The sequence below is a fragment of the Kluyvera sp. Awk 3 genome, from assembly GCF_028069715.1.
GTDB lineage: Bacteria > Pseudomonadota > Gammaproteobacteria > Enterobacterales > Enterobacteriaceae > Kluyvera > Kluyvera georgiana_A.
Genome location: NZ_JANEWH010000003.1, coordinates 23,736 through 48,497 on the forward strand (window position 1 = coordinate 23,736; position 24,762 = coordinate 48,497).

The following is a 24,762-nucleotide window of genomic DNA, read 5'->3' on the forward strand; positions in this document are numbered from 1 at the left end:
GGCTTACTCGTCTTCCGGATCCAGACGACGACGGCTGATGATACGCAGCAGACGCCACAGTACCCAGGCCAGCAGCACGATGCTGATCGCCGCGAAGATAGCCAGCAGCACCGGATGGTTGGAAAGCGCAAACCAAACGCGTTCAAACCACGGCAGGTGGCCGACGTAGTAGATATCCCCTACCCGCAGGCTGCTGACGCCGGATTCACGAATCACCGATACCGAGCCAAACATCGCCGCGCGTTTACCGCTGTCGTTCAGCGCGCCATTCAGCAAGTTATAGCCGCTGGCGCTGTCCGCCAACAGGGCGATCACGCTACGTTGTTTGTAATAAGGCGATTCAAAACCCACCACCGCGGCCATCGGCCCTGAGGAGGTAATGCCCGTTTGCACGCTGGCCTGACGGTCATCCTCATCCATATAGATGCTCGGCAGGTCGTGGTGGCGCACCGGCGTTTTCACCCAGCTTTGCGTCGCATTGACCAGCAGGTCGATATGCTTGTCGTCTTTGAGCTGCTGTGGAATAGAGCCAATCAGCAGCAGGTCGGCATCTTTATTCTTAATCTGGCTACCCTCATCGACAATGGTCATGCTGGTGCCTGCCAGACCGGTTTGTCCGCCCACCACGCCCACGGTATTCAGCAGCGTGCTGACCTGTGCTTCAGACGGCGTCTTCGGCATCACGATGACCGTATCGGACAGGTCCGCCATACGGGTGAACGGGAAGCCCGCGTTAGCAAAGGTGCGCAGATCCGGCATCGGCAAGAAGTGGTAATAGTCGGAGAAGTCAATCGTCGAGTCATCGCCAATCACCACGTGGTTTTGTACCGGCTGGAAGGTAATACAGTTTTCCAGCGTACCGCCTGGCATCGGGTTCATATACTGGAAGTCAAAACGCAGCTGGTTCATCGCCCCCAGGCGCAGCGCCGGGATGCTAATGTCATTCTTGCCATCCAGCAGGCCCTGCAGCACCGGCAGGCGCAGCATCAGCTTGTTGACGTCCTGAGTGCTATCCAGGTTAAATGACTGCAGGAACTGGTTGTTGAGGCTGATGTCCATCCGCGAACTGTCTTTGACGGGCGGCATGGTGTAGCGATATTTCAGGTCCATATCGATACCGGTGCTGCGCATCAAGTACAGATCCGGCGGCAGATTCAGCGACAGGTTGATGGAGGCAGGCTCCAACCCGGTAGACTGTAGCTGCTGTTCGTAGGTTTTCAGCTCGCCGAAGGTGACCGGGCGGTCGGTACGGACCCAGTTCGGCGCATCGTACGGCACGCGTGGACGCAGCGGCTTCACTTCATCAACGGTGACGCTATCACCACGGAACAGAATGTTGCCCGAGGCAATGCCCTGCGCCGCTTTCAGCAAATCTTTATCGTCACGGCCAAACACCACCAGCAGCTTCATATACGGGTTGCCTGGGTGGTCGATCATCTCGATCGTCGGCGCGTTGACCGCCGGATGATCGCGCAGGAAGTCCGGACGACGAACGTTGGTGGCAAAGACGATCGCGTTACGCTCCGGCAGCGTGTTAAACAGCACCGGGAAACTCTGTCCACGCCAGCCCGCTTTCGCGCCAAACCACGAGGCGATAATGCCCGCCGCCTGCTGCTGTTGCAGATCGGGCGACGCGGCAAAGACCATCGGCAGCTCCAGCGCGCGGTTGTCGCGCGTGTCGAAGAACGGCACCGGGAAGTGGGAAAGATCGTTACGCACTTTCAGCGAGCGGTAGGTCAAATCCAACGAGCTATTACGCGCCACGTCGAGCCAGACGGTATTGTTGGCCGGGTTTTCGCACACATCGCGGTAGTGGCCGATAAACTCCAGGCGAACGCGGTTAAAATCGGTTATGTACAGCGGATCGACGGCGATCTGCGCGGTCACTTTTTTACCTAACTGCTCTTTGGTCACCGGCAGGACATCCATCAGTTCATCGTTCAGATAAACCTTCAGCTGCGAGGTAATCGGCAGCAGGGACGGCGACGGGGTGTAGGTCAGGTTAAGCAGCGCCTTAGACACCACTTCGTCGCTGCGCATGCCAAACTCCACGCCACCGTCCGGATTCGAACCGCGCAGCACCATGCTGCCCGGCGGTGGCGCAATCTGGGCGAAAGAAAGCTTTACGTCACGGCTTGGCGCATCCTCCACCACCACCGGCGCGGCGTCAGGCGTAGGCGCTGTCGCGTCCTGCTGAACGGTGGGCGTCACCGACACCTCTGGCGTCGTTTCTGAATGCGTCGTGAGCGGCAGTAAACTGCCCATACCCACTGCCACTGCACAAATCCAGGAAAGGTTTCTTTTCATCGCATAATCATCATTATTGTTGAGCCAAAGCCGATAGCGGATGCTCGACCACCGCGTCACGTTCCGGACGACGCGGTACAAACGAGGCCACCCACGCCACCAACAAGGTGAGCGACCGGAAAATTTCCTTTGCCACCGGCGGCGCAAACTCGGCCAGGTGACGATAACCACGGAACCCTAACTTCAGAATATCGAACAGACTTTCCAGCGGTTTATCTTCCGGGAAGCTGTCCTGCCACAGCGCCCACGTATCCGCGCGCGCAAAGGTACACTGTACAAAGTCGATATGCTGACGCGTGCTCATCGGCAGCAGCTTGAGGCCGACTTCGCTGCCCAGCACGCGCACCACCTGCGTCGGGAAGACATATTCCTGCTGGCCGCGTTTTAGCAGCAAATTCACCTTCTGCTCTTCCAGCACCTGAGCGTCGCCGTTGATACGAATGCCGACGCCACCGTCGGAGAAGTCGTGTACCGTACAGGAGAACAGATGCCCGTCTTCACGGGAAATCGCCCCCGGCATTTTGATTTCGACACGATGCGAGCGGCGCACCTGCTTGCTCTCAACCGACACGGCAACCGCGCCGCCGAGAATAATCAGGTTATAGAACACCCAAATCAGACTGATCCATACGGTGAGAATTTCGTTCTCCGGGCCGTACATATAGCGCCAGATGCCGAACGCCACGCCAACCAGGTTTAACAGCACAAGGAAGATATACGGTCTTGAGATCACCCAATCGACGTACTCTTCCTCCACCAGGCCGCCCTTAGCGGTCACGTTGAATTTGCCTTTATGCGGGTTAAACAGCGCTACCATGGTCGGCGGCGCGATGTACCAGGCCAGCACCGTTTCATAGATTTCACTCCAGAAGGAGTGGCGATATTTACCCTGAATCTTCGAGTTGGTAAGGCTGGCGTGAATCATGTGCGGCAGCACGAACAGCGCAATCATCAACGCCGGGGCGTAGATGATGTAAGCGTGTAGCAACAGGAAAGCCAGCGGCGCGGTCAGGAAGATCAACCGCGGCACGCCCGATAAGAAGTGGAACATGGCGTTGAGGTAGCAGAGCCGCTGCGGCAACTTCAACCCTTTGCCCAACAACGGGTTATCCATGCGGAAGATCTGCACCATGCCACGCGCCCAGCGAATACGCTGGCCGATGTGCGCCGACAGGCTTTCCGTCGCCAGCCCCGCCGCCTGCGGCAGACGCATATAGGCTGAGGTGTAGCCACGACGGTGCAAACGCAGCGAAGTGTGCGCATCTTCGGTTACCGTTTCCACGGCGATACCGCCAATTTCATCCAACGGCTTACGACGGATGACCGCACACGAGCCGCAGAAGAAGGTCGCGTCCCACATGTCGTTGCCATCCTGCACCAGGCCGTAGAACAGCGTGCCTTCGTTCGGTGTTTTACGGAAACGCCCCAGGTTACGTTCGAACGGGTCCGGAGAGAAGAAGTGGTGCGGCGTCTGCATCATTGCCAGCTTTTTATCCTTCAGGAACCAGCCCATGGTCATTTGCAGGAACGAGCGCGTCGGCACGTGGTCGCAGTCGAAGATGGAGACGAACTCGCCTTTCGCCAGCTTCAGCGCGTTGTTGATGTTCCCCGCTTTTGCATGTTCATGCGTGGTACGCGCGACATACTCAACGCCGACGTCTTTCGCAAACTGGCGAAATTCTTCACGGGCGCCGTCATCAAGGATCCACACTTTCACCTTGTCTTTCGGCCAGTCGATACCGAGTGAGGCATAAACGGTATTTTTCACCACGTTCAGATCTTCGTTGTAAGTCGGCACAAAGATATCGACCGTCGGCCATTCGTTCATGTCTTTCGGCAGCGGCACCGGATGACGATTCAGCGGCCAGACGACCTGGAAGTAGCCCAGTACCAGCACTATCCAGGCATAGGTTTCTGCAAACAGCAGAATCAGCCCGCATACCAGGCTGACGGGGTCGTTCCAGTTCAACGTCGAGGTATAGCGCCACCAGATGTAGCGGCAGGAGACCGTCAACGACAGAACGATCAGCATCAGCGCGGAGAAACGACCGGGAATACGGCGCACCAGCAGGGCCACGCCCCACAACAGCATCAGGAAAATAAACTGTGAAATCGGGTTAAACGGCTGCGTGATACAAACCAGCGCCAGCAGCAGCGATAGCACTACGGCAACGCCAAGCACAAACCGTCGCAGTTTTGGGTTCAGGTGCGCCAGCTCTTTTTTATGGTCGAGATGGCCGGTTTGCGCGTTCACACGGCCCGGCAGCGACTCCGCCCACTGGTTATAGCGTTCACGCAGGCGATCGACGCCGGCGAAAGGGCGCCAGGCCACGGCACGCCGGGTTTCCGGCGGTTTGCTGATGATGAGCCACAGTGCCTGCAGCAGGTAACGCAGCGGATCTAATGGCCGGGGACGCGCAAAACGAATATGCGGAAACAGCTCATCCTGACGTGCTTGCAGCGCCTGCCAGCGCGGGTTTTCTAGCGGCAAAAACATCCATGCCAGCCCGACCCACAGGCAAGCTAGCGTTGCGGCGAGCCAGGAAGAGCCAGCACGCCGATAGCCGATATAGCGCGCACGTAGCTGCGCATACACCGACGGGACGAATATCCAGCTGCTAAGGCGAATCATGATTCGCGCTCCTCCGCCGGGTGATGTCCGGCATAGTGCATCAGGCACCAGTTGGCGAGGGTGATCATCTCTTCAGCGGCCAGCGAGTCATGACGATACTCGCCCAAAGGCTGCTTGCTGGCCAGGCTTTCGGCCATCGCCTCATCGCGATGGACCACCACCGGCACCAGATGGCGCTGTGTTTGCAGCCAGACCTGATACAGGTCTTCCTGCAGCGGGCTGCTCATGCGCAGGCCGTTAAGCAGAATATGGGTATTGGCAGGCAGTGGCTGCTGGTGCAAACGAATGTGGCAGTTGGCGTCCGGCTTCACGATGGTCAATGTATAGTGGCAAGCCTCAATAAGCGCAGGCGTCCACGGATAGAAGCCGTGCGGCACGTCGATAAGTATCCACTGATAGCGTCCCTCACGCTCCAGCGTCTGGACAATTTCGGTGATGATCGACAGCGTGTCGCTGAGTACGGCCACATTTTGTCGATCGCCGGGTTGCAGTTTGCCGAACGGTAGCAGGTCGATTTGCGCGGTATAGCGGAGCGCGGTATCGCGCCAGTCATTACCGTCCCGCACTGCGCGCGCCCAGCCGCTTTCACGAGCGATATCATCGTTAAATGACAGGCGCAGCATATTGTCGGGGCTGGCATCGATAACCAATACCGACTCCCCGAGCAGTTGCAATGACCACGCGAGGGCCGCCGTGATTGACGTTGTGCCCACGCCACCGCGCACGCCCTGTAATCCCAGAATAGCCATTCGGCTTCCTTATTTTTGTTCGGCTTTTTGTTCTGCAAACTCTGATAGCAGCGGCCAGCGCTTAAACGCCGCAGCTAATTTTTCACGCTGGGAAATATCAGTGTAATCTATATTGGGTAGAGAGAAAGCTCGGCTCAATGCGAGAAAGTCATTCTGGAAAGTGTAACCGAGTTGCGAATCAACTGATGTCATAGGTTCGTTATCTGGCATTTCTTTACTCCCTCTGAAATCAAAGTACGAATGCGCCACCTCTTTCGACTGGCAACCTTTCCATGAAATTCGTTTATACTCATCATACTTCAGATGGCAATGAGCACATCCACTTCTACTCATTCCAGCCACATAGTTATGCAATTTCCAGGGGATTTACACACTTATCGCCTGACGATAACTCGAATTATTTAGAGTATACATGCTAAATCTGATGCTATTTAATTTCAATATTAGGTTTATTCTGGCGATGACACTAGTAAACTTATACGCAGGATTTTCGTCGATAAGAGGGACACGATGAACCCCATATTTTCGCTAGGTATTCAGTCGCTGTGGGATGAGGTGAGCCATATGCCCACAGGCGGCGTCTGGTGGATCAATACTGACCGCCATGAGGATGCCGTTAGCCTGCTAAATCAGACGCTTTCCGCGCAGCCAGATTCGGCCCATGTCGCCGTCGTCGGTATGGGGGGAAACCCCAATGACCTCATAGAGTTAAGGGATAATTCCGGGCCAAAAAAAATTGCGCTATTTACCATGCAGGATAGCCAGAATGGTCTACACTTTATGCGCCGCGATTTACTCTGCACGCTGGAGCCCAAAGATTATTTCGTTATCCTTTTATGTTCCCACAACGCCTGGGAAAATATATTGGGGAAAAAACTTCTCGATTGGGTAAACAAGTCTCAACAATGGGCGAAATACTACCATTGCACTCTTTTAGTTCTTAGCCCTGGCAACAATGCCGATGCCTTAACATCACATCTTCTGGGTGAATATCGTTCACTTTCCGGCCTCGCAAATTTACGTTACCAGGGTGATAGTCAACTCCTGGATATATCTTACTGGGCGAATGAAAAAGGCGTTAGCGCCCGTCAGCAGCTTTTAATTAAACAAAATGACAACGGCTGGCATTTAGCACAGGAAGAGGTTGCCAACGTGCAACCACGCAGTGATGAAAAAGAAGTTCTGAGTAATATCAATATTCTTGAAGGCGCACCGCCGCTGTCAGAACACTGGACGTTATTCGAAACCAACGACGCCGTATTTAATGCCGCGCGCACCGCCCAGGCCGCAACGGTCATATTCTCGCTCAACCAGAATAGCCAGGTCGAACAACTGGCCCACTATATCCATACCTTGCGTCGCCAGCGCGGAAGCGCATTAAAAATCATCGTTCGCGAGACCACGGCAAGCCTGCGCGCCACCGACGAGCGCCTGCTGCTCAGCTGTGGCGCCAACCTGGTAATTTCTGCAAACGCGCCGCTGTCTCGCAGCCTGACGTTGATTGAAAGCGTGCAAACGCAGCAGTTCAATCGCCACGTACCGGAAGACCTGAGCACGCTGCTGGCCAACACGGAACCGTTGAAGCTGAAGGGTTATCAGAAGTGGGATGTATTCTGCGACTCGGTGCAAAAAGTGATCAACAACACCTTACTCCCCGCCGACAGCAAAGGGGTGATGGTCGCTTTGCGCCCGGCGCCGGGACTTCGCGTTGAGCAGGCGCTCACGCTATGTCGCCCTCACCGTATGGGCGACATCGTCACCATTGCCGACCAACGTCTGGTGTTGTTCCTGCCGTTCTGCCGGGTCAATGACCTGGACAAAGCGCTGAACCATATTTTTCCGCTACCTACCGGCGATATTTTCTCTAACCGCATGATTTGGTTCGAAGATAAGCAAATTGCCTCCGAACTGCTGATCATGCGCGACGTGAAGCCAGAACTGTGGACCAAACCACTGCAGATGGCGCCAAAACCGACCAACGTCATCAACGCCACTTACGAGGGCAACGGCTGGCGTCGTTATCCCGAACCACTGCGTTTGTCCGCCGATACCGAAGAGAAATCGTCATGATGTCAATAAGCGATATTATTCAACTCGTGGTACTGTGCGCGTTTATTTTTTTCCCGTTGGGATATCTGACGCGCCACCATCAACGTCGGATTGAAAACGCCTTCCGCTTGATGTTTCTTAAACCCCGTTATGTTAAGCCAGTAGGCGTATTGCGCCGGGATCTGGCCGTCAGGGCAAAATCAAAAAATGACTAATTCGACGCAAAACGCCACCGCGACGCCTTCTTCCTCCTGGCATTACTGGCGGGGCCTATCCGGCTGGAACTTCTATTTTCTGGTCAAATTTGGCCTACTGTGGGCCGGATACCTGAATTTTCACGCCATGCAGAACCTGGTATTTATGGCCTTCCTGCTGTTCCCGTTGCCCAACAGTCGGCTGCACCGTTGGCGACACTGGATTGCGATACCTATCGGCTTTGCGCTGTTCTGGCACGATACCTGGCTGCCGGGACCGGAAAGCATTATGAGCCAGGGCTCGCAAATTGCAGGTTTCAGCGCCGATTACATTTGGGACCTGATCACGCGTTTCATCAACTGGCAGATGGTTGGCGTCTTCTTCGTGCTGCTGGTCGCCTGGCTGTTCCTGAACCAATGGATTCGTATTACGGTATTTGTTGTCATCGCCATGGTGTGGATTAACCTGAACGCGCTCCTTGGTCCCTCGTTTAGCCTGTGGCCTCCCGGGCAAAATGCGACGGCGACAACCGCCAACACGGCTGCGCCAACGGCAACAACAGGCACAAGTGCAGCTACAAACAGCGATATTCCGGCACAAACCGCCGCGCCGACATCAGATAACCTGAACGCCTGGCTGAACAGCTTCTACACTGCGGAAAGTAAGCGCGTCACGACTTTCCCAACGGAGTTGCCGGCTGACGCTCAGCCATTTGACCTGCTGGTTATCAACATCTGCTCGCTGGCAAATTCCGATCTCGAAGCTGCCGCGCTGATGCAACATCCGCTGTGGTCGCACTTTGATATTCGCTTTAGCAACTTCAACTCAGCCACCTCGTACAGTGGCCCGGCGGCGATTCGCCTGTTGCGCGCCAGTTGCGGTCAGCCATCACACACCAGCCTGTATCAGCCCGCGGGCAACCAATGCTATCTGTTCGATAATCTTTCAAAACTGGGCTTTAAGCAGAACCTGATGCTCGACCACAACGGTGTTTTCGGCGACTTCCTTAAAGAAGTACGTGAAAACGGCGGCATGCAGAGCCCGCTGATGGATCAGAGTAAACTGCCGGTCAACCTGCTGTCATTCGACGGTTCACCGGTGTATGACGACCTCGCCACGCTGAATCGCTGGATGCAGTCTCCGGATATTCCTGTGGGTGGCCGTTCGGCGACCTTCTACAATATTCTGCCGCTGCACGACGGTAACCATTATCCGGGTCAGAGTAAGACCGCAGACTATAAAGCCCGTGGACAGAAGCTATTCGATGAACTGGATGCCTTCTTTACCGAGCTGGAAAAATCAGGTCGTAAGGTGATGGTGGTGGTCGTTCCTGAGCATGGCGCGGCATTGCAAGGCGATAAGATGCAGGTTTCCGGCCTGCGCGATATCCCAAGCCCGTCGATTACCCACGTTCCGGCCGCCATCAAATTCTTTGGTATGAAGGCGCCGCATCAGGGTCCGGCAATCGACATCACCCAGCCAAGCAGCTATCTCGCCATTTCCGAGCTGGTTGCCCGCGCGGTGGACGGCAAGCTGTTCACCGAAGACAGCGTTGATTGGTCCGCGCTGACCAGCAACCTGCCGCAGACTGCCGCCGTGTCGGAAAACTCCAACGCTGTGGTAGTGCAATATCAGGGCAAACCATACGTGCGCCTGAACGGCGGTGCCTGGGTACCGTATCCGCAATAACCGTTCATTGGGGTTAACGAAAAAGGCCGCAGAGCTTCCTCTGCGGCCCGGTTCGGGCGCATGTGCCATTGCGGCAGCCACGACGCCCCGTCAGCTTAGAACCTGAAGAAGTGACGTACCAGCGCGACCACCAATGGGCCGACGATGGAGGTCACGACCGCAAGCACTAATGCCTCGTTGAGCGTCATACAACCGCCTGTATTGCAATGGCAACGGTTCGCGGCTATCCTCTTGTTGTCTAGCAAGTGAATGGCCCTCGTTATGTTGCCGGTTGATACCAAACAACGTGCGGGGGCTTTCTCTTTCCAGCAACTCATGCCGCCGGGGATCAAGCCCCCGCAACATTGCGCCTCACCGGAAACGCCGGCTTACTTCTGATACTACTGCAAACAATTCCTCAACTCGCCACTCTGTGCGGGGCGGATGCCTTTTTCGGAATTCAGCCCGACGCATCAACGAAAAAGGCCGCAGAGTTTCCCCTACGGCCCGGTTCGGGCGCATGTTGCCACTGCGGCAGCCACAACGCCCCGTCAGCTTAGAACCTGAAGAAGTGACGTACCAATGCGACCACCAATGGGCCGACGATGGAGGTTACAACCGCAAGCACTAGTGCCTCGTTGAGCGTCATACAACCGCCTGCATTGCAATGGCAACGGTTCGCGGCTATCCTGTCTTTGTGAAGAGATGTGGATGCCCTCGTAAGTTGCCAGGTTAAAACCAAACAACGTGCGGGGGCTTTCTCTTTTCAGCAACTCATGCCGCCGGGGATCAAGCCCCCGCAACATTGCGCCTCACCGGGAAACCCGGCTTGCCGTCAATAATACGGCAATCGACCTTTCAACTCGCCGGAAGAGACTCCTTTTCAGAATTGCGCCCGAAAACAAAAAGGCCGCAAAGTTTAACCTCTGCGGCCTTTAAGATAGTCAGTACGTTACACGCTCTTTTCTTGATTCTCATCCTGGTCAACGGCAAAGCATGCCACCAGCTGACCGCCATAATCTTTAAGCTGCGGCTGAAGCTGCGTGCACGGCCCGAAGCGTCGACGGCAACGCGCGTTGAAAGCGCAACCCGGCGGCGGATTCAGCGGGCTTGGTAGCTCACCGGTCAGTTTGATGCGCTCGCGGCGATCGTCCGGATTCAGACGCGGCGTCGCGGAGAGCAGCGCCTGGGTGTACGGATGACGCGGGTTGTTGAAGATCTGGTCTTTCGTGCCCTTCTCCACGCAACGGCCTAAGTACATCACCATCACTTCGTCGGCGATGTGCTCCACCACCGACAGGTCGTGGGAGATAAAGACGTAAGACAGCCCCAACTCCTGCTGCAAATCCATCATCAGGTTCAGCACCTGCGCGCGAACGGAAACGTCGAGCGCGGAGACCGGTTCGTCGGCAATCACCACGTCCGGGTCGAGCATCAGACCACGAGCGATAGCGATACGCTGGCGCTGACCGCCAGAGAACATGTGCGGATAACGGTCGTAGTGCTCCGTTTTGAGACCCACTTTCGCCATCATCGCCAACGCTTTTTCACGGCGCTGCTCTTTGCTGAGCGAGGTGTTAATCAGCAGCGGCTCTTCCAGAATCTGCCCCACCTTCTTACGCGGGTTCAGAGAACCATAGGGGTTCTGGAACACAATCTGGATTTTCTGCCGACGCAATTTTTGCGCGTGTGGATCGTGCTTGAGCAGATCCTGCCCCTGGTAGTACAGCTCGCCGCCGGTTGGCACTTCAATCATCGTCAGCAGGCGACCCAGGGTCGATTTGCCGCAGCCGGACTCGCCCACTACGGCAAGCGTTTTGCCACGCTCCAGCGTAAATGACACGCCGTCCAATGCTTTCACCAGGCGCTCAGGAGCAAACATCCCCTTCTTCACCGGATAGTGTTTTTTCAGGTCAATTGCCTGCAGCAGCGGCTGCTGCGAGGTGGCCTCGTGCGTACTCATAGTGTGGGCCTCCCGGCATCATCGAGTGGATAGTGGCATTTCGACTGGCGAGCACCGTCAACGGTATTCAGCTCAGGCTCTACGCTGCGGCATTTATCCGTCGCATAGGGGCAACGCGGGTTCAGCAGACAGCCGTTCGGGCGGTCGTATTTACCCGGCACAACTCCCGGCAGCGAAGCCAGACGCGCTTTATCCTGAGCAAATTCGGGTAACGCCCGCAGCAGCGCCTGAGTATAGGGATGGCGCGGCGCGCGGAAAATGTCGCTGGCCGCCCCCGTCTCTACCACCTGACCGGCGTACATCACGATGATTTTGTGCGCAGCTTCAGCCACCAGCGCCAAATCGTGAGTAATCAGGATCAGCGCCATGTTCTCTTTCTGCTGTAATTCCAGCAGCAGCTCGATAATCTGCGCCTGAATGGTCACGTCGAGCGCGGTGGTCGGCTCATCGGCAATCAGCAGCTTCGGACGGCAGGCAATCGCCATGGCGATCATCACGCGCTGGCTCATCCCACCGGACAGCTGGTGCGGGTAAACATCCAGTCGTGATGCCGGATCCGGGATCCCGACCTGATTCAACAGGTCGATTGCCCGCTGACGGCGCGTCTGTTTGTTGCCGCCCTGGTGCACTTTAATCGCTTCCATAATCTGGAAGCCGACGGTGTAGCACGGGTTCAGGCTGGTCATCGGATCCTGGAAGATCATCGCCACTTCGGCGCCCACCAGATTGCGACGCTCTTTCTCGGAGATACGCTTCAGATCCTGACCGTTAAACATCAGGCTTTCAGCCATAACGCGGCCGGGATAATCAATCAGCCCCATGATCGCCAATGAGCTAACAGATTTACCCGAGCCGGACTCGCCGACAATACCAACGACTTCGCCCTGACTGACGCTATAGCTCACGCGGTCTACGGCTTTAAACGGTGTGCCTTCGTCGCCGAAGTGCACCGATAATTTATCTACATTTAATAACGCCATCTCGAACCTCTTACTGCTTCAGTTTGGGATCGAGCGCGTCACGCAGACCGTCACCCATCAGGTTAAATGCCAGCACCGTCAGCAGAATCGCCAGCCCCGGGAAGGTCACCACCCACCAGGCGCTTTGGGCAAACTGCAGAACGTCAGAGAGCATGGTGCCCCACTCCGGCGTAGGCGGCTGTGCGCCCATCCCCAGGAAGCCGAGGGCAGCCATATCGAGAATGGCGTTAGAGAAACCGAGCGATGCCTGAACAATCAGCGGCGCAAGGCAGTTTGGGAAAATATTGACGAACATCTGGCGCATCGCCCCGGCGCCCGCGACGCGGGAAGCGGTTACGTAGTCGCGGTTGACCTCCACCAGCACGGCGGCACGGGTTAGGCGGACGTAGTGCGGCAAGGCGACAAAGGTTAATGCCAGCGCGGCGTTGCCGATCGACGGGCCGAAGATAGCCACCAGCACCAGCGCCAACAGCAGGCTAGGCAGTGCCAGCATAATATCGACGACACGCATGATGATGTTGTCGACGAGGCCGCCAAAGTAACCCGCCACCAGGCCAAGGATGATCCCCAGCACCAGCGACAGCACCACCACCAGACAGCCAACCAGCAGCGACAGACGCGCACCGTACATCAGGCGCGACAGCACGTCACGACCAACGTCATCGGTGCCCAGCAGATGCGCCAGACTACCGCCGTCCTGCCACGCTGGCGGAGCCAGCAGCGAATCGCGGAACTGATCCGCCGGGTTATACGGTGCAATCCAGTTGGCGAAGATGGCAATAAACAGCACGATAACCACGTACACCAGGCCAACCACCGCGCCTTTATTGCGCTTAAAATAGTGCCAGAATTCCTGTAATGGGGTCATCGGCACCGGTGCTTTATTCTCAGTAACTTGTGACATGACGGCCCCTTACTTCTTATGACGAATGCGCGGGTTCACCACGCCGTACAGCAGGTCTACCAGCAGGTTGACGAGGATAATCATCGTCGCCACCAGCAGCACCCCACCCTGCACCACCGGATAGTCACGGCGTTGCAGCGCGTCAATCAACCAGCGCCCCAGCCCCGGCCAGGAGAAGATGGTTTCCGTCAGAATCGCACCAGCCAGCAGCGTACCAACCTGCAGGCCGATAACCGTCACCACCGGCAGCATCGCGTTACGCAGCGCGTGCACGATGATGACGCGCATGCGGGTTAACCCCTTGGCGCGCGCGGTACGGATATAGTCTTCACCCAGCACTTCCAGCATGGACGAGCGGGTCATACGCACAATTACCGCCAGCGGAATGGTCCCCAGCACGATAGCCGGCAGAATCATATGCGCCAGCGCATCGATAAAGTTGCCTTCTTCGCCCCAGATTGCGGTATCAATCAGCATAAAGCCGGTAAGTGGGTTGGAGTCGTCAAGGAACACCATGTCGCTGACGCGCCCGGAAACGGGGGTCAGGTTCCAGTGCACCGACACCAGCATGATCAGCATCATGCCCCACCAGAAAATCGGCATGGAGTAGCCGGTCAGCGCGAGGCCAACGGCTGTGTGATCGAAGATAGAACCGCGCTTCACCGCGGCCAGCACGCCCACCGGAATCCCCACGGCGACGGCAAAAATCATGGCGCAGATACCGAGTTCCAGTGTCGCTTTAAAGCGCGGCACAAACTCGTCCCACACCGGGAGACGACTCTTTAATGAAATCCCTAAGTCACCGTGCAGCACGCCCCAGATATAGTGGAGATACTGCTGCCACATTGGCTTATCCAGGCCGAGTTCAGCCAGCAGCTGGGCATGGCGCTCAGGGGAAATACCACGCTCGCCCGCCATAATCATCACCGGATCGCCGGGAATCATATGCACGAAGGCAAACGTGAGGAGGGTGATACCGATAAACGTCGGGATCACCAGACCCAACCGTTTGAGGATGAACTGCAACATAACCCTGATTCTCTCTAATGACGTCCCGCCTGGTCACAGGCCGTCTGTATTGCTCACAAATCTGCCGCCAGTTCTCAACACGAGAGGCGCAGATACGGCGCGGCTTCCCGCCCCAAAGGGGGCAGGAAGCATGCGCGGCCTGTTAAGGCGTCGTCTTTATTATTCGATCGATACGTTGTCGAAGTGGTGCTTGCCTAATGGGTCAACCACGTAGCCTTTGACTTCTTTACGCACTGGCTCGTATACGGTGGAGTGAGCGATGATCAGCGCCGGAGCCTGGTCATGCATCACTACCTGAGCCTGCTTGTACAGTTCAATACGCTTGTTGTGGTCGTCGGTCGCACGCGCCGGCTGAATCAGGTCTTCAAACGGCTTGTAGCACCAGCGAGAGTAGTTGGAGCCGTCTTTCGCCGCTGCGCAGCTGAACAGGGTCGCGAAGAAGTTATCCGGATCCCCGTTGTCGCCGGTCCAGCCCATCATCACAGCCTGGTGTTCGCCCGCTTTCGCACGCTTGAGGTATTCGCCCCACTCGTAGGTCACGATTTTGGCCTGTACGCCGATCTTCGCCCAGTCAGCCTGAATCATCTCAGCCATACGGCGAGCGTTCGGGTTGTACGGACGCTGTACCGGCATCGCCCACAGCTCAACGGTGAAGCCTTTATCCTGGCCCGCTTCTTTCAGCAGCGCCTTGGCTTTTTCCGGATCGTAGCTGTAGTCTTTGACGTCGTCGTTATAGCCCCACATGGTTGGCGGGATCAGGTTTTTCGCGGCTACGCCAGCGCCCTGATAAACGGCTTTGATGATCGCTTCTTTGTTAACTGCGTAGGTCAGCGCCTGGCGCACTTTCACGTCATCAAACGGTTTTTTCTCGGTGTTGAAGGAGAGATAGCCCACGTTCAGGCCAGCCTGTTCCATCAGGTTGATGCTCTTGTCTTCTTTCATGCGCGCGATGTCTGCCGGGTTCGGGTACGGCATCACCTGGCACTCGTTTTTCTGCAGCTTGGCATAACGCACGGAAGCGTCAGGCGTGATGGAGAAGACCAGACGGTCGATCTGCGGCTTGGTGCCCCAGTAGCCCGGGAAGGCTTTGTACAGAATACGGGAGTCTTTCTGGTACTGCACCAGCTGGAATGGACCGGTACCGATTGGGTTCAGGTCCACTTTCTCCGGCGTACCGGCTTTCAGCATGTTGTCAGCATATTCTTTAGACAGAATAGAGGCGAAGTCCATTGCCAGGTCGGCCAGGAACGGCGCTTCCGGGCGAGTCAGCACGAACTGTACGGTATGATCGTCGACTTTTTTCACTTCGCTAATCAGGTCTTGCAGGCCCATGCCTTCAAAGTATTCATAGCTGCCACCAGAAACTTTGTGGTACGGGTTCTGTGGGTTCTTCTGACGGTCGAAGGAGAAGACGATATCGTCGGCATTCACGTCGCGAGTCGGTTTGAACTCTTTGTTATCCTGCCACTTCACACCCTGACGCAGGTGGAAGGTATAGGTTTTGCCATCCGGGCTGATGTCCCATTTCTCGGCCAGACCCGGAATCACTTCCGTGGTGCCGGTTTTGAATTCAACCAGACGGTTATAGATAGGTACGGAGCTGGCATCATAGGTGGTACCAGACGTAAAGAGCTGTGGGTTAAAGCCTTCCGGCGAGCCTTCTGAACAATAAACCAGGGTTTTGGCCTGTACGCTGGCAGCAACGGTCATCGCGACCAGGCTGAGGCCCAGCTTCAGCATCCCTGACTTCTTCAAGGAAATACTCATTATTCTGCTCCAATGTGATATGTGTTGTTTTTACCCTTTGCATTGGGTTACACCGCCTGACCTTATTTTTTATTTAACCGGCTGGGTCGATGCATATAGAGGCGAGGGATTCCTTTCACTGGAACATCTGAGTTGCAGTGCGGATTCTCCATGAAATGCCCCTCATGCCGTACAATCTGTCAATAGAATGTGAAAACGTCAATACAGTTAACCGGGATTTGTACTGAAGGTGAGAATGGATGGGCAAAGATTAAAAAAACCCCGAAGCACTATTTTCAGCAGAGAAATTTATGCTATGGGCATGAAGGCAGAGTTATTCACTTAATACTTTGCAACATTCAGTGATTAACAATTAGTCATTATGTGAAAAATTTCTTTCGATATGCTGATTATCTGAGCGATTAATGCCGCGAACGTTAAAACGCACAGGTGAAAATGCTGAGGTTACCCATAAGTAGCGTGAAAAAAGATTCGTCTATGCATATAAAAATACAATGGAATATGTCACATAATTGTGAACAAACAGTGAGAAAATAGTTCTTTAGATGGATAAGAGCAGGCCAACGGCCCGCTCTCATAAACTTATGGTTTTACACGCGCCTGACTTCGCTTTTCACTCCAGTTAAACAGCGAGTTGACCAGAATCGCCGTCAACGTCCCCGCCGCCATGCCGTTACCAAACACCATTTGCACGCCTGACGGGAAATTTTGATAAAGACCCGGCACCAGAATAGGCAGCATGCCCATCGCCAGCCCCATTGCCAGCGCGTAAGTTTTGCCCGGTGTGTGCAACGGTTCACGAGCGATCATATCGATACCAATCACCCCGATAATGCTGAACACAATCACCGCCGTACCACACACCACCGGCCCTGGCAGGCAGGTCGCAAGACGTACCAGCGGTGAGAACAGCGCAATCAGAATCAACAGCAGCCCTGCTGCGGCGGTGACATAACGTGATTTGACATTGGTGGTGCGCACCACACCGATATTTTCGCCGGAGGTAATAATTAGCGATGTCCCGAAAATCCCCCCCAGCAGCGACATAATGGCATCGCCGCGAATCGTACGCGGAATCGCTTCACGGACGTTCTGCGTAGAATTAACAATCTCCGCCGTCGCAATCGTTTGCCCAGTTGCTTCAGCCATAGAAATTACCGCGTAAATCAGCAACGGCAACGAAGCGGAAAGGTTGAAAATGGGCCAACCGAAGGGGAACAATTGCGGAACGCTGAACAGCGGGCCGTGGCTCACGCCGCTAAAGTCGGCACTGCCCAGCATCATGCCCAACAGCGTACCGGCAAGCAGGCCAAACATCACAGCAAGCTGGCGCAGAATACCGGTAAAGACCAGCGCGAAAACCAGCGTAATCAGGATCGTCCCCAGCGATAAAATAATGCTGGTCGGGTGAGCAAAATCCGTGCTTCCCGGCTGGCCAATAATCAATCCGCCGTAGAGACGAATCAGGTTTATCGACACCATCAGCAGCATAATGCCGATAATAAAGGGCGGGAAATGGTGCAGGCAGCGGCGGAAAATGGGCAGCGCCAGAAAGTAGAACAACGACGTTAAGATAACCGCGCCAACGGCCGTCTGGATATTGGTTTGCAGAGCGATAGCGACAAAAATCGCGATCGGCGCGCCGCCGGGCACCATGATAAACGGCAGGCGCGCGCCTACCCCTTTCACGCCCAGGCTTTGCAGAATCGCGCCCAGCCCGCACATCAGAAACGTGGCGCTCAGCACCGAAGCGGTCACCGCGTCGGTAAAGTGCAGCGCTTTGGCGATCAGAAAAACGGAAGTGATGGGGGTCGCGGCGACGACCAGCACATGCTGAAGCGCCAGAAGAAAGGTCGTTTGCCAGGGTAATGCATCGTTGTCCGGCGTGGTAAGGCCAGGTTGCGGCATGATTGCCTCCCGTTAAACATCAAAAAAATGACCGCCAGCACGCACTGGCGGCAGAGATTATTTCAACCAGGCAATCGCGTCGGCGGCATAACGATGCGCGCGGAATGCACTGTTCTGTTTTCCGGGAATAATGCCTTTGCTCAGGTGCTCCGGATACTCATTGAAGAACGGAATGATATATTCCCAAACCGTTTCCCCTTCCGGCGTCACTTCAAACAGACGACCAAATGCGGATTCACAGATAAAGGTGTTGCCGTTCGCCAGACGTTGCGCGCTGCCCATATAGGGGGAGAAGAAGGCCGGCGGGAAGATATCGCGATATTGCCAGGTAATGGCGTGGGTTTGCGGATTGAACTCCAGCACCGTGGAATGCGGCGAGGTCACGCCCGGACGCAGGTTGCCATTGTCAAAAACAAGAATCGACCCGTTCTCCATTTCAACCGGCGTATGTTGCTGCGCCACCACTTCCGGCCCCGCGTGCCAGACAACTTTGCCGCTCTCTTTAGATACGGCAATCACGCCAGACGTCGTGCGCAGGCTCATCAGCACCAGGCCATCGCGAGTCACCGACAGGCCGTTAATCATCGGCCAGTGGCGACGGTCAAAAATCTCATGAATCGGGAAATCTTCCGGATTCAAATGCTCCCAGGCACGCCATTCCCAGAGTACTTCACCGTCGCGATTGACCTCTTTGACGACGTCGCTCTGAATCACGCCGTCCGGCGCATCACGTCGCGGGTCGCCGCCGGTCACACGGGCAGCGATATCGGCAGGCAGCGGCGACGCGGCGGTATACAGCAGATTACCGTTCGGCAACCACTGCGCATCATGGTGATGGAAGATGTCTTCATAGTGCCAGACAATTTCGTTATCCGGCGTCACTTCGTAGAAATCACCGCCATGCCAGAGATCCCACGCGGGATAGAGATTTGCGGAGGTACGGTGGCTACCGTTATATCCCAGGTTACCGTTAGGCAGCAGCACCGCATCGCGCCCTGCACGTACCGGCAGCTGCCACTGATGCGCGACCTCACCCTGTTCATCAACCAGATAAACCCGCCCTTCTGCGGTTTGCGGGGCAAAGAGGGTATACCCGCCAAAACTCTTCTCTTTGTCGATAAAGGTGAGCCCGGATGGACGGCGTCCAAGCGTAAAAGTCGGATCCTGAGTTAAGTGTGCCACGTAGCCTCCAGATGGATAAATTTGCGTAAAAATACCCCATTAAAACGTTTTAATGAAGAATTTTTTCTGAAAAAGCTTATTCATCAGCTGGCATAGCAACGTAAAAGGTCAGCACAAAAAAGTGTGTTAATCTGTGCAAAAGATTTTGGAGGCTGCAAGCAAATGCCTGCTCAAGAAAAAAAACGCACAAAGTTGATTGATGTCGCCCGCCATGCCGGCGTGTCGCCAGGAACGGTATCCAACGCGTTGCATAACACGCGCTTTGTTGAACCGGAGACCCGTCGGCGTATTGAAGAGGCGATTGTCGCGCTGAATTACACGCCCAATATCCGTGCCCGACAGCTGCGTACCGGCAAAACCAATACCATCGCGCTGCTCTCATCGGTGCCGTTGACCATTGCCTCCGGCGCCTCCCGGCTGGGATTTATGATGGAGGTTGCGCTCACTTCCGCCATGATGGCGCTGGAAAAACAGCATGCCTTGATTCTGGTGCCACCGGGCGCAAATCCGCTGGACGCGGTCGGCTTCGACGCAGCGATTCTGATTGAGCCGGCGGAAAACGATCCCCAGCTACAGGCGCTGGCGCAGGCCGGCATTCCTTGTGTCACCATTGGCCGCACGCCGGGGACCGACACGCCTGTGCCGTGGGTTGAACTGCATTCAGCAGCAACGGCGCAAATTCTGCTCGCGCATCTGGAGTCCTCCGGCACACGTAAATGTGCGTTATTTGTCGGCAACATGCAGCGCACATCAATGCTGGAGAGCAAAGCGGCTTACCGGCGCTGGTGTGAAGGGCGGCAGTCCCCCGTCATCTACTCGCTCAATGAAAGCGACGGTGAAAATGCCGGCTACCGCGCGGCACATCAGCTATTACAGGAACATCCCGACGTTGATGGCGTGCTGGTGCTGATCGATACCTTTGCCAGCGGCGCGGTACGGGCTTTTCAGGAACAAGATATCGCCATACCTGAACAAATACGGGTGGTTACTCGCTATGACGGTATTCGCGCACGTGAATCCACACCGCCACTGACGGCAGTGAATATGCATCTTGATGAAGTGGCGCGTCAGGCCATCACGCTCTTGTTTGCCGCTATGGCGGGTGAGAAGGTCAGCTACAGCAAGGGTAAAACTCCGGATCTGGTCGTGCGGGCATCCACTTCGCGATAAGAGAGCTGAGCTACAAACGCAAAAAAGCCGCTCAAAGAGCGGCTTTTTTTAATTTGGTCGGTGATAGAGGATTCGAACCTCCGACCCCTTCGTCCCGAACGAAGTGCGCTACCAGGCTGCGCCAATCACCGAATGCGGCGCATCTTACTGCTGTGCCCCGCCCTCGTCAATCCCTTATTTAACAAAAGCCCCTTGTTCGGCCAGAAAGCCATCACTGCGCCGATTTTTTCGCCTCGGGGATGTGGCACCAGTTGTTGTACTCGTTGATTCCACCGTCCGGAGAAGTGTAACCCAAACAGCCCATAATGGTGTCATAAAGCTCCACGTGGCGTTTCGGCTGCTTCATCGCCGCCTGCTGTTGCAGGTATGCGAACGACCTGGCGTGGTCCGGATTTTCCAGATACTTATCCGACATCCAGACCATCATCGGCACGCGGAACTGCTCCGGCGGCGCCATCTTGCGTGGCGTACCGTGCAGACGTTCGTGATCGTTGATCGACTCGCCGTGGTCCGCGGCATAGAAGACGATGGCCTTCTTATCGCGTAACTGATCAAAGATGTTCACCAGGAAATGGTCAACGTAGGTGATCGAGTTATCGTACGAGTTAATCAGCTCCGCTTTGCTGCATTTATCATCCACGTTCACGCACTCCGGGGTCCACTTTGCAAAGCTGCGCGGGTAGCGCTGCGTGTAGTTAAAGTGCGAGCCTTTGGTGTGAATGATGATCAGGTGCTTACCGTCGACGCCGTTACGCGCCAATACGTTTTTCATTTCATCCGCCAGCAGCATATCGTCCACGCTCTTGCCGCGGTTACGCGGCTCGGCGCCAATCTGCTCGCGGTAGGCAATGTTGTTGGCCATGGTGTTGCTGTAGAACCACAGTTCGCTCTGCATCGCCAGCAGGTCACCGGTAAAGCCGAGCTGATGCAGCACCGCAAACACGTTTTGTTCTTTCAGCGTGCGCTGCGGGTTATCACTCGCCCCGCCCTGACGGACAAACATGCAGCGCAACGAAAGCTTGGTCGCGGTATCGCAGGAATAGCCGCGGAAGGCCACCAGATTTTTCTCCTTCTCCAGCTCCGGGGTGGTGTTGCGCGCGTAGCCGAACAGGCCCATATGATCCCAGCGGGTCGTTTCGCCGATGATAAACACCAGATAGGTATCATCAATGTCTTTAGGCGCAACGTAGGTAAACTTCTTTGCCGGATCGATAAGATCGCTGGTATCCAGCGATTCATCAACCTGGGTCCAACCGTACAGACTTAGCGCAGAGACCCAGTTGCTCGGCAGGTAAGAGTTGGCCAGTACGCCGCCATAGCTTGGTAGATCGACCTGTGAAAGGCGCTCGCTGTCCTTCAGGTGGGCTTCCATCAAGCGAATAGGCCCCCACACCAACAGCGCACAGAGCAGCACAATGCCAATACCCCGTAGGCGCTGCCCTGACGTCAGCAGTTGATTAAGCAGCGTATCCCGCGCCTGGTTAAACCAGATAAAGATCAGCGGGATAATGCTGGTGAGCACCAGCCAGGAGATAAAATGCCAGCCCACCACCTCTTTGGAGAGATCGACATCGGTCGTCATCACCGAGGCAATAATCCCGTAGCCAATGACCACATTCAGGTTGGTCATGTAGTAGCTTGCGCCGGCGGAAATCAGCACCACGGCCGTTGCCAGCACTTTCCACAACCTACGTCCCCCCAGCGACAGCAGACGGAACAGGAAGAACGTCACCAGCAGCGAACTCACCAGCTCAATGCCGATAAACATCCCTTTCTCGACACTGAAGTCCGATAAATACCCCCCGAACCGACGAACCAACACGGAATAATTCATAAACCAGCCGATGTATACCGCCAGCAAAAGACTGAGCTTTTGCTGGGACATCGCTTTGATGTATCTCATTCGAAAAACCCTGGAAAAAGGGAAAATAAAAAACAAGTCACAAATCAAATAATTAGTAGACTAGTTAATTTATGCGATTTGCCCAAAGGGCCGCATTTGCAAGCGCGGTAAGTAGACAACAAGAAAGGGGAAAAGTATTCGCTGCGGATGTGATCAGGCCAAATATTTACAAAAATATTTGGCCTGAATCATCTTATTGAAAGGAGTAATAATGTTAAGCGTGCGCTTCGTGCAGAATTTCCGTTTTCGGCTGGCGAATGGTGGTCGACAGCGCCAGCGAGATAATCAGCAGGGCAAAGATAACGCAGAAGGTTACGTAGAAGCCGCCAAACAGAGAGGCGATCAACGAACCGCAGATGCTGCCGATACCAAATCCTAAGTAAATCACGCCGTAGTTTTTCGCCAGATTGTTCAGGCCGAAGAATTCACTTACCAGCGATGGGAACACGGTGATGGTACCGCCGAAGTTAAAGGCTACACAGGCAATCGCCGCGAAGAAGGTCATTTCGTTCAGCGGTGCAAACAGCAGCGCGGCCATACCCACCAGCGAGATAATCTGACCAATGGTAATCACACGGATACGAGCGATTTTGTCAGACAGGATACCCAGCACCAGACGACCGCTCAGGTTGGCAATGGAGATAACGGTAACGGCGTTGGCTGCGGTGGCCAGATCCAGATGCACCATCCCCTGTGCGATGTCTTTAGCAACACCAATCACATACAGGCCGCTCATGCAGGCGGTCAGGAACATCACCGCCAGCATCCAGTACTGCGGTTTACGCATTGATTCCGCCAGCGTGAAGTCATTTTCCATCACGCCGTTATGTTTCTGGACTTCCTGATTCGGCGCGTCTTTCATCAGCATCGCGCCGAAGACGATCATCACCAGCACGATCGCGCCCCAAATCATAAAGGTTTTTTCCAGCCCGACGGTCGCCAGCAGCTGGCTGTCGATAAATTTGAAGCCGAGGCTACCTAAGCCGTAAGAACCGATGGCAAAGGCGGAAATCAGCCCCTTACGTTCCGGGAACCATTTCACACAGTTGGAGAGCGTCAGCAGATAGCCCGCGCCGTCTGCCAGGCCGACGATGATACCGGCGCTCAGCCACAGCATCATCAGGCTGTTCGCATGTGCCGTCAGCAGGAAGCCAAGCCCCAACAGCACGCCGGAAGCGATGGTGACGCGTTTCACGCCAAAGCGTTCCTGCAGTTTACCGGCCACGGAAGAGGAGAGCGCCAGACCCAGGCTGAGTAAACCAAAGGAGAACGCTACCTGGCTGACCGACGCGTCCAGTTTGCTGGACAGCGCGCTGTTGAACAGGCTCCAGGTATAGACAGAACCTAAGGCGAACTGGGTAATAATGGTGCCGAACAATGTCAGCCAGCGAGTGTGATTTTTAGTTGCAGCGTTCATGATGAAGATGCCTTCTTGAATTAACTGCTGCCAACGATAACGAAGTTAACATTTTCGCTGGTTCAAAAAGGCATGAAATGCATTCAGGACGGAATGAAATGCATCAGCGGCGGAATGAATGACATTGAAAAAAATGATTCCGCCGCTGAATATATTGCGTGATTAAAAGCGCGCGCTGACGCCCATGGTATACAGATAGTTTGCACCCGCCGCCATATTATCCGCCTGCGAGAGCGCGGCATAGGCTGCCAGATGTGAATTCAGTAACATATCTGCCCCCACGGTCACATCCACCCAGTTGCCGTCCTGCGTCGTGGTCGGCATTCGGTTCAGGCCAGACTGCGCCTTCCACTGATTCTCGCCAAACTGCTGGTTATAGCTCACCTGCGCCCACGGGCGAATGCCCAGCCACGGGTGCGAATCCAGGCGCCAACCGAGGGTGCTTACGCTTGCGTGCCAGAGCGGGTCGGTCTGCGCACCGGCGCTGGCGGTATCGCCAAATTCATTCCACATAAAGCCCGGAGAGCCATCATAATGCCACGTCGCGACTGGCCCAGTGGTTATGCCCTCCGCCAGCGGGAAATTCCAGCCAACGCTCATCGTTTTGGTTGCATCAAGCGGCGTCGAGTCCGGCACATTCATATTCAGCCCCGAGCCAGTTTGCATGGCATCAATACGTTCCGCCAGAATGTCGTTGTACCGCGGTTGGTGATCGCTATCCCATGTATAGCGCTCGGCAGTATTACTTTGTGAGTCAGTCACGATATATTCCTGTTGCCAGGCATTCGCGTGTGGCGATACTAACATCCACACAAAAACCGACGCTGGCGCAGCACATCGCCAAAGGCCATTGCATTTCTTATTATTCATTAAGTGACTCCAGAAAGAGCCAATTTTGGCAGTTATTGTTATGTTTTCAGGGATAAAGTCCCCTGTATT

Annotated in this window: 18 protein-coding genes and 1 tRNA gene; 4 read left to right on the forward strand and 15 right to left on the reverse strand. The window is 55.3% G+C overall.

Annotated features, from left to right (window positions below; translation table 11 throughout):
• Positions 1 to 3: 3 nt before the first annotated feature.
• The 4 genes from bcsB to bcsR are packed head-to-tail and all read right to left on the reverse strand — an operon-like array spanning position 4 to position 5,898.
• Positions 4 to 2,307 carry a cellulose biosynthesis cyclic di-GMP-binding regulatory protein BcsB gene (gene bcsB / locus NNN71_RS01365; protein WP_271457712.1) on the reverse strand — a complete coding sequence of 768 codons (2,304 nt, stop codon included), beginning with the start codon at positions 2,305 to 2,307 and terminating at the stop codon, positions 4 to 6.
• 13 nt (positions 2,308 to 2,320) lie between these two features.
• The gene (gene bcsA / locus NNN71_RS01370; protein WP_163446849.1) at positions 2,321 to 4,939 is read right to left on the reverse strand and encodes a UDP-forming cellulose synthase catalytic subunit; all 2,619 of its coding nucleotides are present in this window, start codon (positions 4,937 to 4,939) and stop codon (positions 2,321 to 2,323) included.
• Positions 4,936 to 5,688: a cellulose biosynthesis protein BcsQ gene (gene bcsQ / locus NNN71_RS01375; protein WP_163446851.1), complete on the reverse strand. Its 753-nt coding sequence runs from the start codon at positions 5,686 to 5,688 to the stop codon at positions 4,936 to 4,938. Before bcsQ ends, bcsA begins: the two co-directional genes overlap by 4 nt.
• A gap of 9 nt (positions 5,689 to 5,697) precedes the next feature.
• Positions 5,698 to 5,898, reverse strand: coding sequence for a cellulose biosynthesis protein BcsR (gene bcsR, locus NNN71_RS01380; RefSeq protein ID WP_064541198.1), 201 nt, complete (start codon positions 5,896 to 5,898; stop codon positions 5,698 to 5,700).
• A gap of 300 nt (positions 5,899 to 6,198) precedes the next feature.
• Here bcsR and bcsE point away from each other — a divergent pair, with 300 nt between their 5' ends.
• The 3 genes from bcsE to bcsG are packed head-to-tail and all read left to right on the forward strand — an operon-like array spanning position 6,199 to position 9,621.
• Positions 6,199 to 7,758, forward strand: a complete 1,560-nt coding sequence (gene bcsE / locus NNN71_RS01385; protein ID WP_271457713.1) for a cellulose biosynthesis protein BcsE — start codon at positions 6,199 to 6,201, stop codon at positions 7,756 to 7,758.
• Positions 7,755 to 7,952 carry a cellulose biosynthesis protein BcsF gene (gene bcsF / locus NNN71_RS01390; RefSeq protein WP_163446853.1) on the forward strand — a complete coding sequence of 66 codons (198 nt, stop codon included), beginning with the start codon at positions 7,755 to 7,757 and terminating at the stop codon, positions 7,950 to 7,952. The genes bcsE and bcsF overlap by 4 nt, the downstream gene beginning before the upstream one ends.
• Positions 7,945 to 9,621, forward strand: a complete 1,677-nt coding sequence (gene bcsG / locus NNN71_RS01395) for a cellulose biosynthesis protein BcsG (RefSeq protein WP_271457714.1) — start codon at positions 7,945 to 7,947, stop codon at positions 9,619 to 9,621. Before bcsF ends, bcsG begins: the two co-directional genes overlap by 8 nt.
• 931 nt (positions 9,622 to 10,552) lie before the next feature.
• Here the strand turns inward: bcsG and dppF are convergent.
• The 7 genes from dppF to NNN71_RS01430 all read right to left on the reverse strand — a co-directional run bounded on the left by dppF (position 10,553) and on the right by NNN71_RS01430 (position 19,333).
• Entirely contained in the window at positions 10,553 to 11,563 is a 1,011-nt protein-coding gene (gene dppF / locus NNN71_RS01400) for a dipeptide ABC transporter ATP-binding subunit DppF (protein ID WP_271457715.1), read from the reverse strand.
• Entirely contained in the window at positions 11,560 to 12,543 is a 984-nt protein-coding gene (gene dppD, locus NNN71_RS01405; protein WP_167574856.1) for a dipeptide ABC transporter ATP-binding protein, read from the reverse strand. Before dppD ends, dppF begins: the two co-directional genes overlap by 4 nt.
• A 10-nt stretch (positions 12,544 to 12,553) precedes the next feature.
• Positions 12,554 to 13,447, reverse strand: a complete 894-nt coding sequence (gene dppC / locus NNN71_RS01410) for a dipeptide ABC transporter permease DppC (protein ID WP_064541183.1) — start codon at positions 13,445 to 13,447, stop codon at positions 12,554 to 12,556.
• Positions 13,448 to 13,456: 9 nt separating this feature from the next.
• Positions 13,457 to 14,476, reverse strand: coding sequence for a dipeptide ABC transporter permease DppB (dppB, locus tag NNN71_RS01415; RefSeq protein ID WP_064541180.1), 1,020 nt, complete (start codon positions 14,474 to 14,476; stop codon positions 13,457 to 13,459).
• Between the two features lie 159 nt (positions 14,477 to 14,635).
• Complete coding sequence (dppA, locus tag NNN71_RS01420; RefSeq protein WP_163446861.1) at positions 14,636 to 16,243, reverse strand: dipeptide ABC transporter periplasmic-binding protein DppA; 1,608 nt, start codon at positions 16,241 to 16,243, stop codon at positions 14,636 to 14,638.
• A gap of 582 nt (positions 16,244 to 16,825) precedes the next feature.
• Entirely contained in the window at positions 16,826 to 18,151 is a 1,326-nt protein-coding gene (locus NNN71_RS01425) for a uracil-xanthine permease family protein (RefSeq protein WP_163446863.1), read from the reverse strand.
• 57 nt (positions 18,152 to 18,208) lie between these two features.
• On the reverse strand, positions 18,209 to 19,333 hold the full coding sequence (locus tag NNN71_RS01430) for an aryl-sulfate sulfotransferase (protein ID WP_271457716.1): 1,125 nt from the start codon (positions 19,331 to 19,333) through the stop codon (positions 18,209 to 18,211).
• Positions 19,334 to 19,495: 162 nt separating this feature from the next.
• Between NNN71_RS01430 and NNN71_RS01435 the strand changes: the two genes are divergently transcribed.
• On the forward strand, positions 19,496 to 20,503 hold the full coding sequence (locus NNN71_RS01435; RefSeq protein WP_271457717.1) for a LacI family DNA-binding transcriptional regulator: 1,008 nt from the start codon (positions 19,496 to 19,498) through the stop codon (positions 20,501 to 20,503).
• A 54-nt stretch (positions 20,504 to 20,557) separates the two neighbouring features.
• On the opposite strand, the gene NNN71_RS01440 is transcribed toward NNN71_RS01435, so the two are convergent.
• The 4 genes from NNN71_RS01440 to NNN71_RS01455 form a co-directional block, all read right to left on the reverse strand.
• Positions 20,558 to 20,634 (reverse strand) — tRNA-Pro (locus NNN71_RS01440).
• A gap of 80 nt (positions 20,635 to 20,714) precedes the next feature.
• Positions 20,715 to 22,406 (reverse strand): kdo(2)-lipid A phosphoethanolamine 7''-transferase, encoded by a 1,692-nt coding sequence (eptB, locus tag NNN71_RS01445; protein WP_271457718.1) that lies wholly within the window; start codon positions 22,404 to 22,406, stop codon positions 20,715 to 20,717.
• A gap of 214 nt (positions 22,407 to 22,620) precedes the next feature.
• Positions 22,621 to 23,823 carry an L-lactate MFS transporter gene (locus tag NNN71_RS01450; RefSeq protein WP_167574853.1) on the reverse strand — a complete coding sequence of 401 codons (1,203 nt, stop codon included), beginning with the start codon at positions 23,821 to 23,823 and terminating at the stop codon, positions 22,621 to 22,623.
• Between the two features lie 162 nt (positions 23,824 to 23,985).
• On the reverse strand, positions 23,986 to 24,693 hold the full coding sequence (locus NNN71_RS01455; protein WP_271457719.1) for an autotransporter outer membrane beta-barrel domain-containing protein: 708 nt from the start codon (positions 24,691 to 24,693) through the stop codon (positions 23,986 to 23,988).
• Between the last annotated feature and the right edge of the window lie 69 nt (positions 24,694 to 24,762).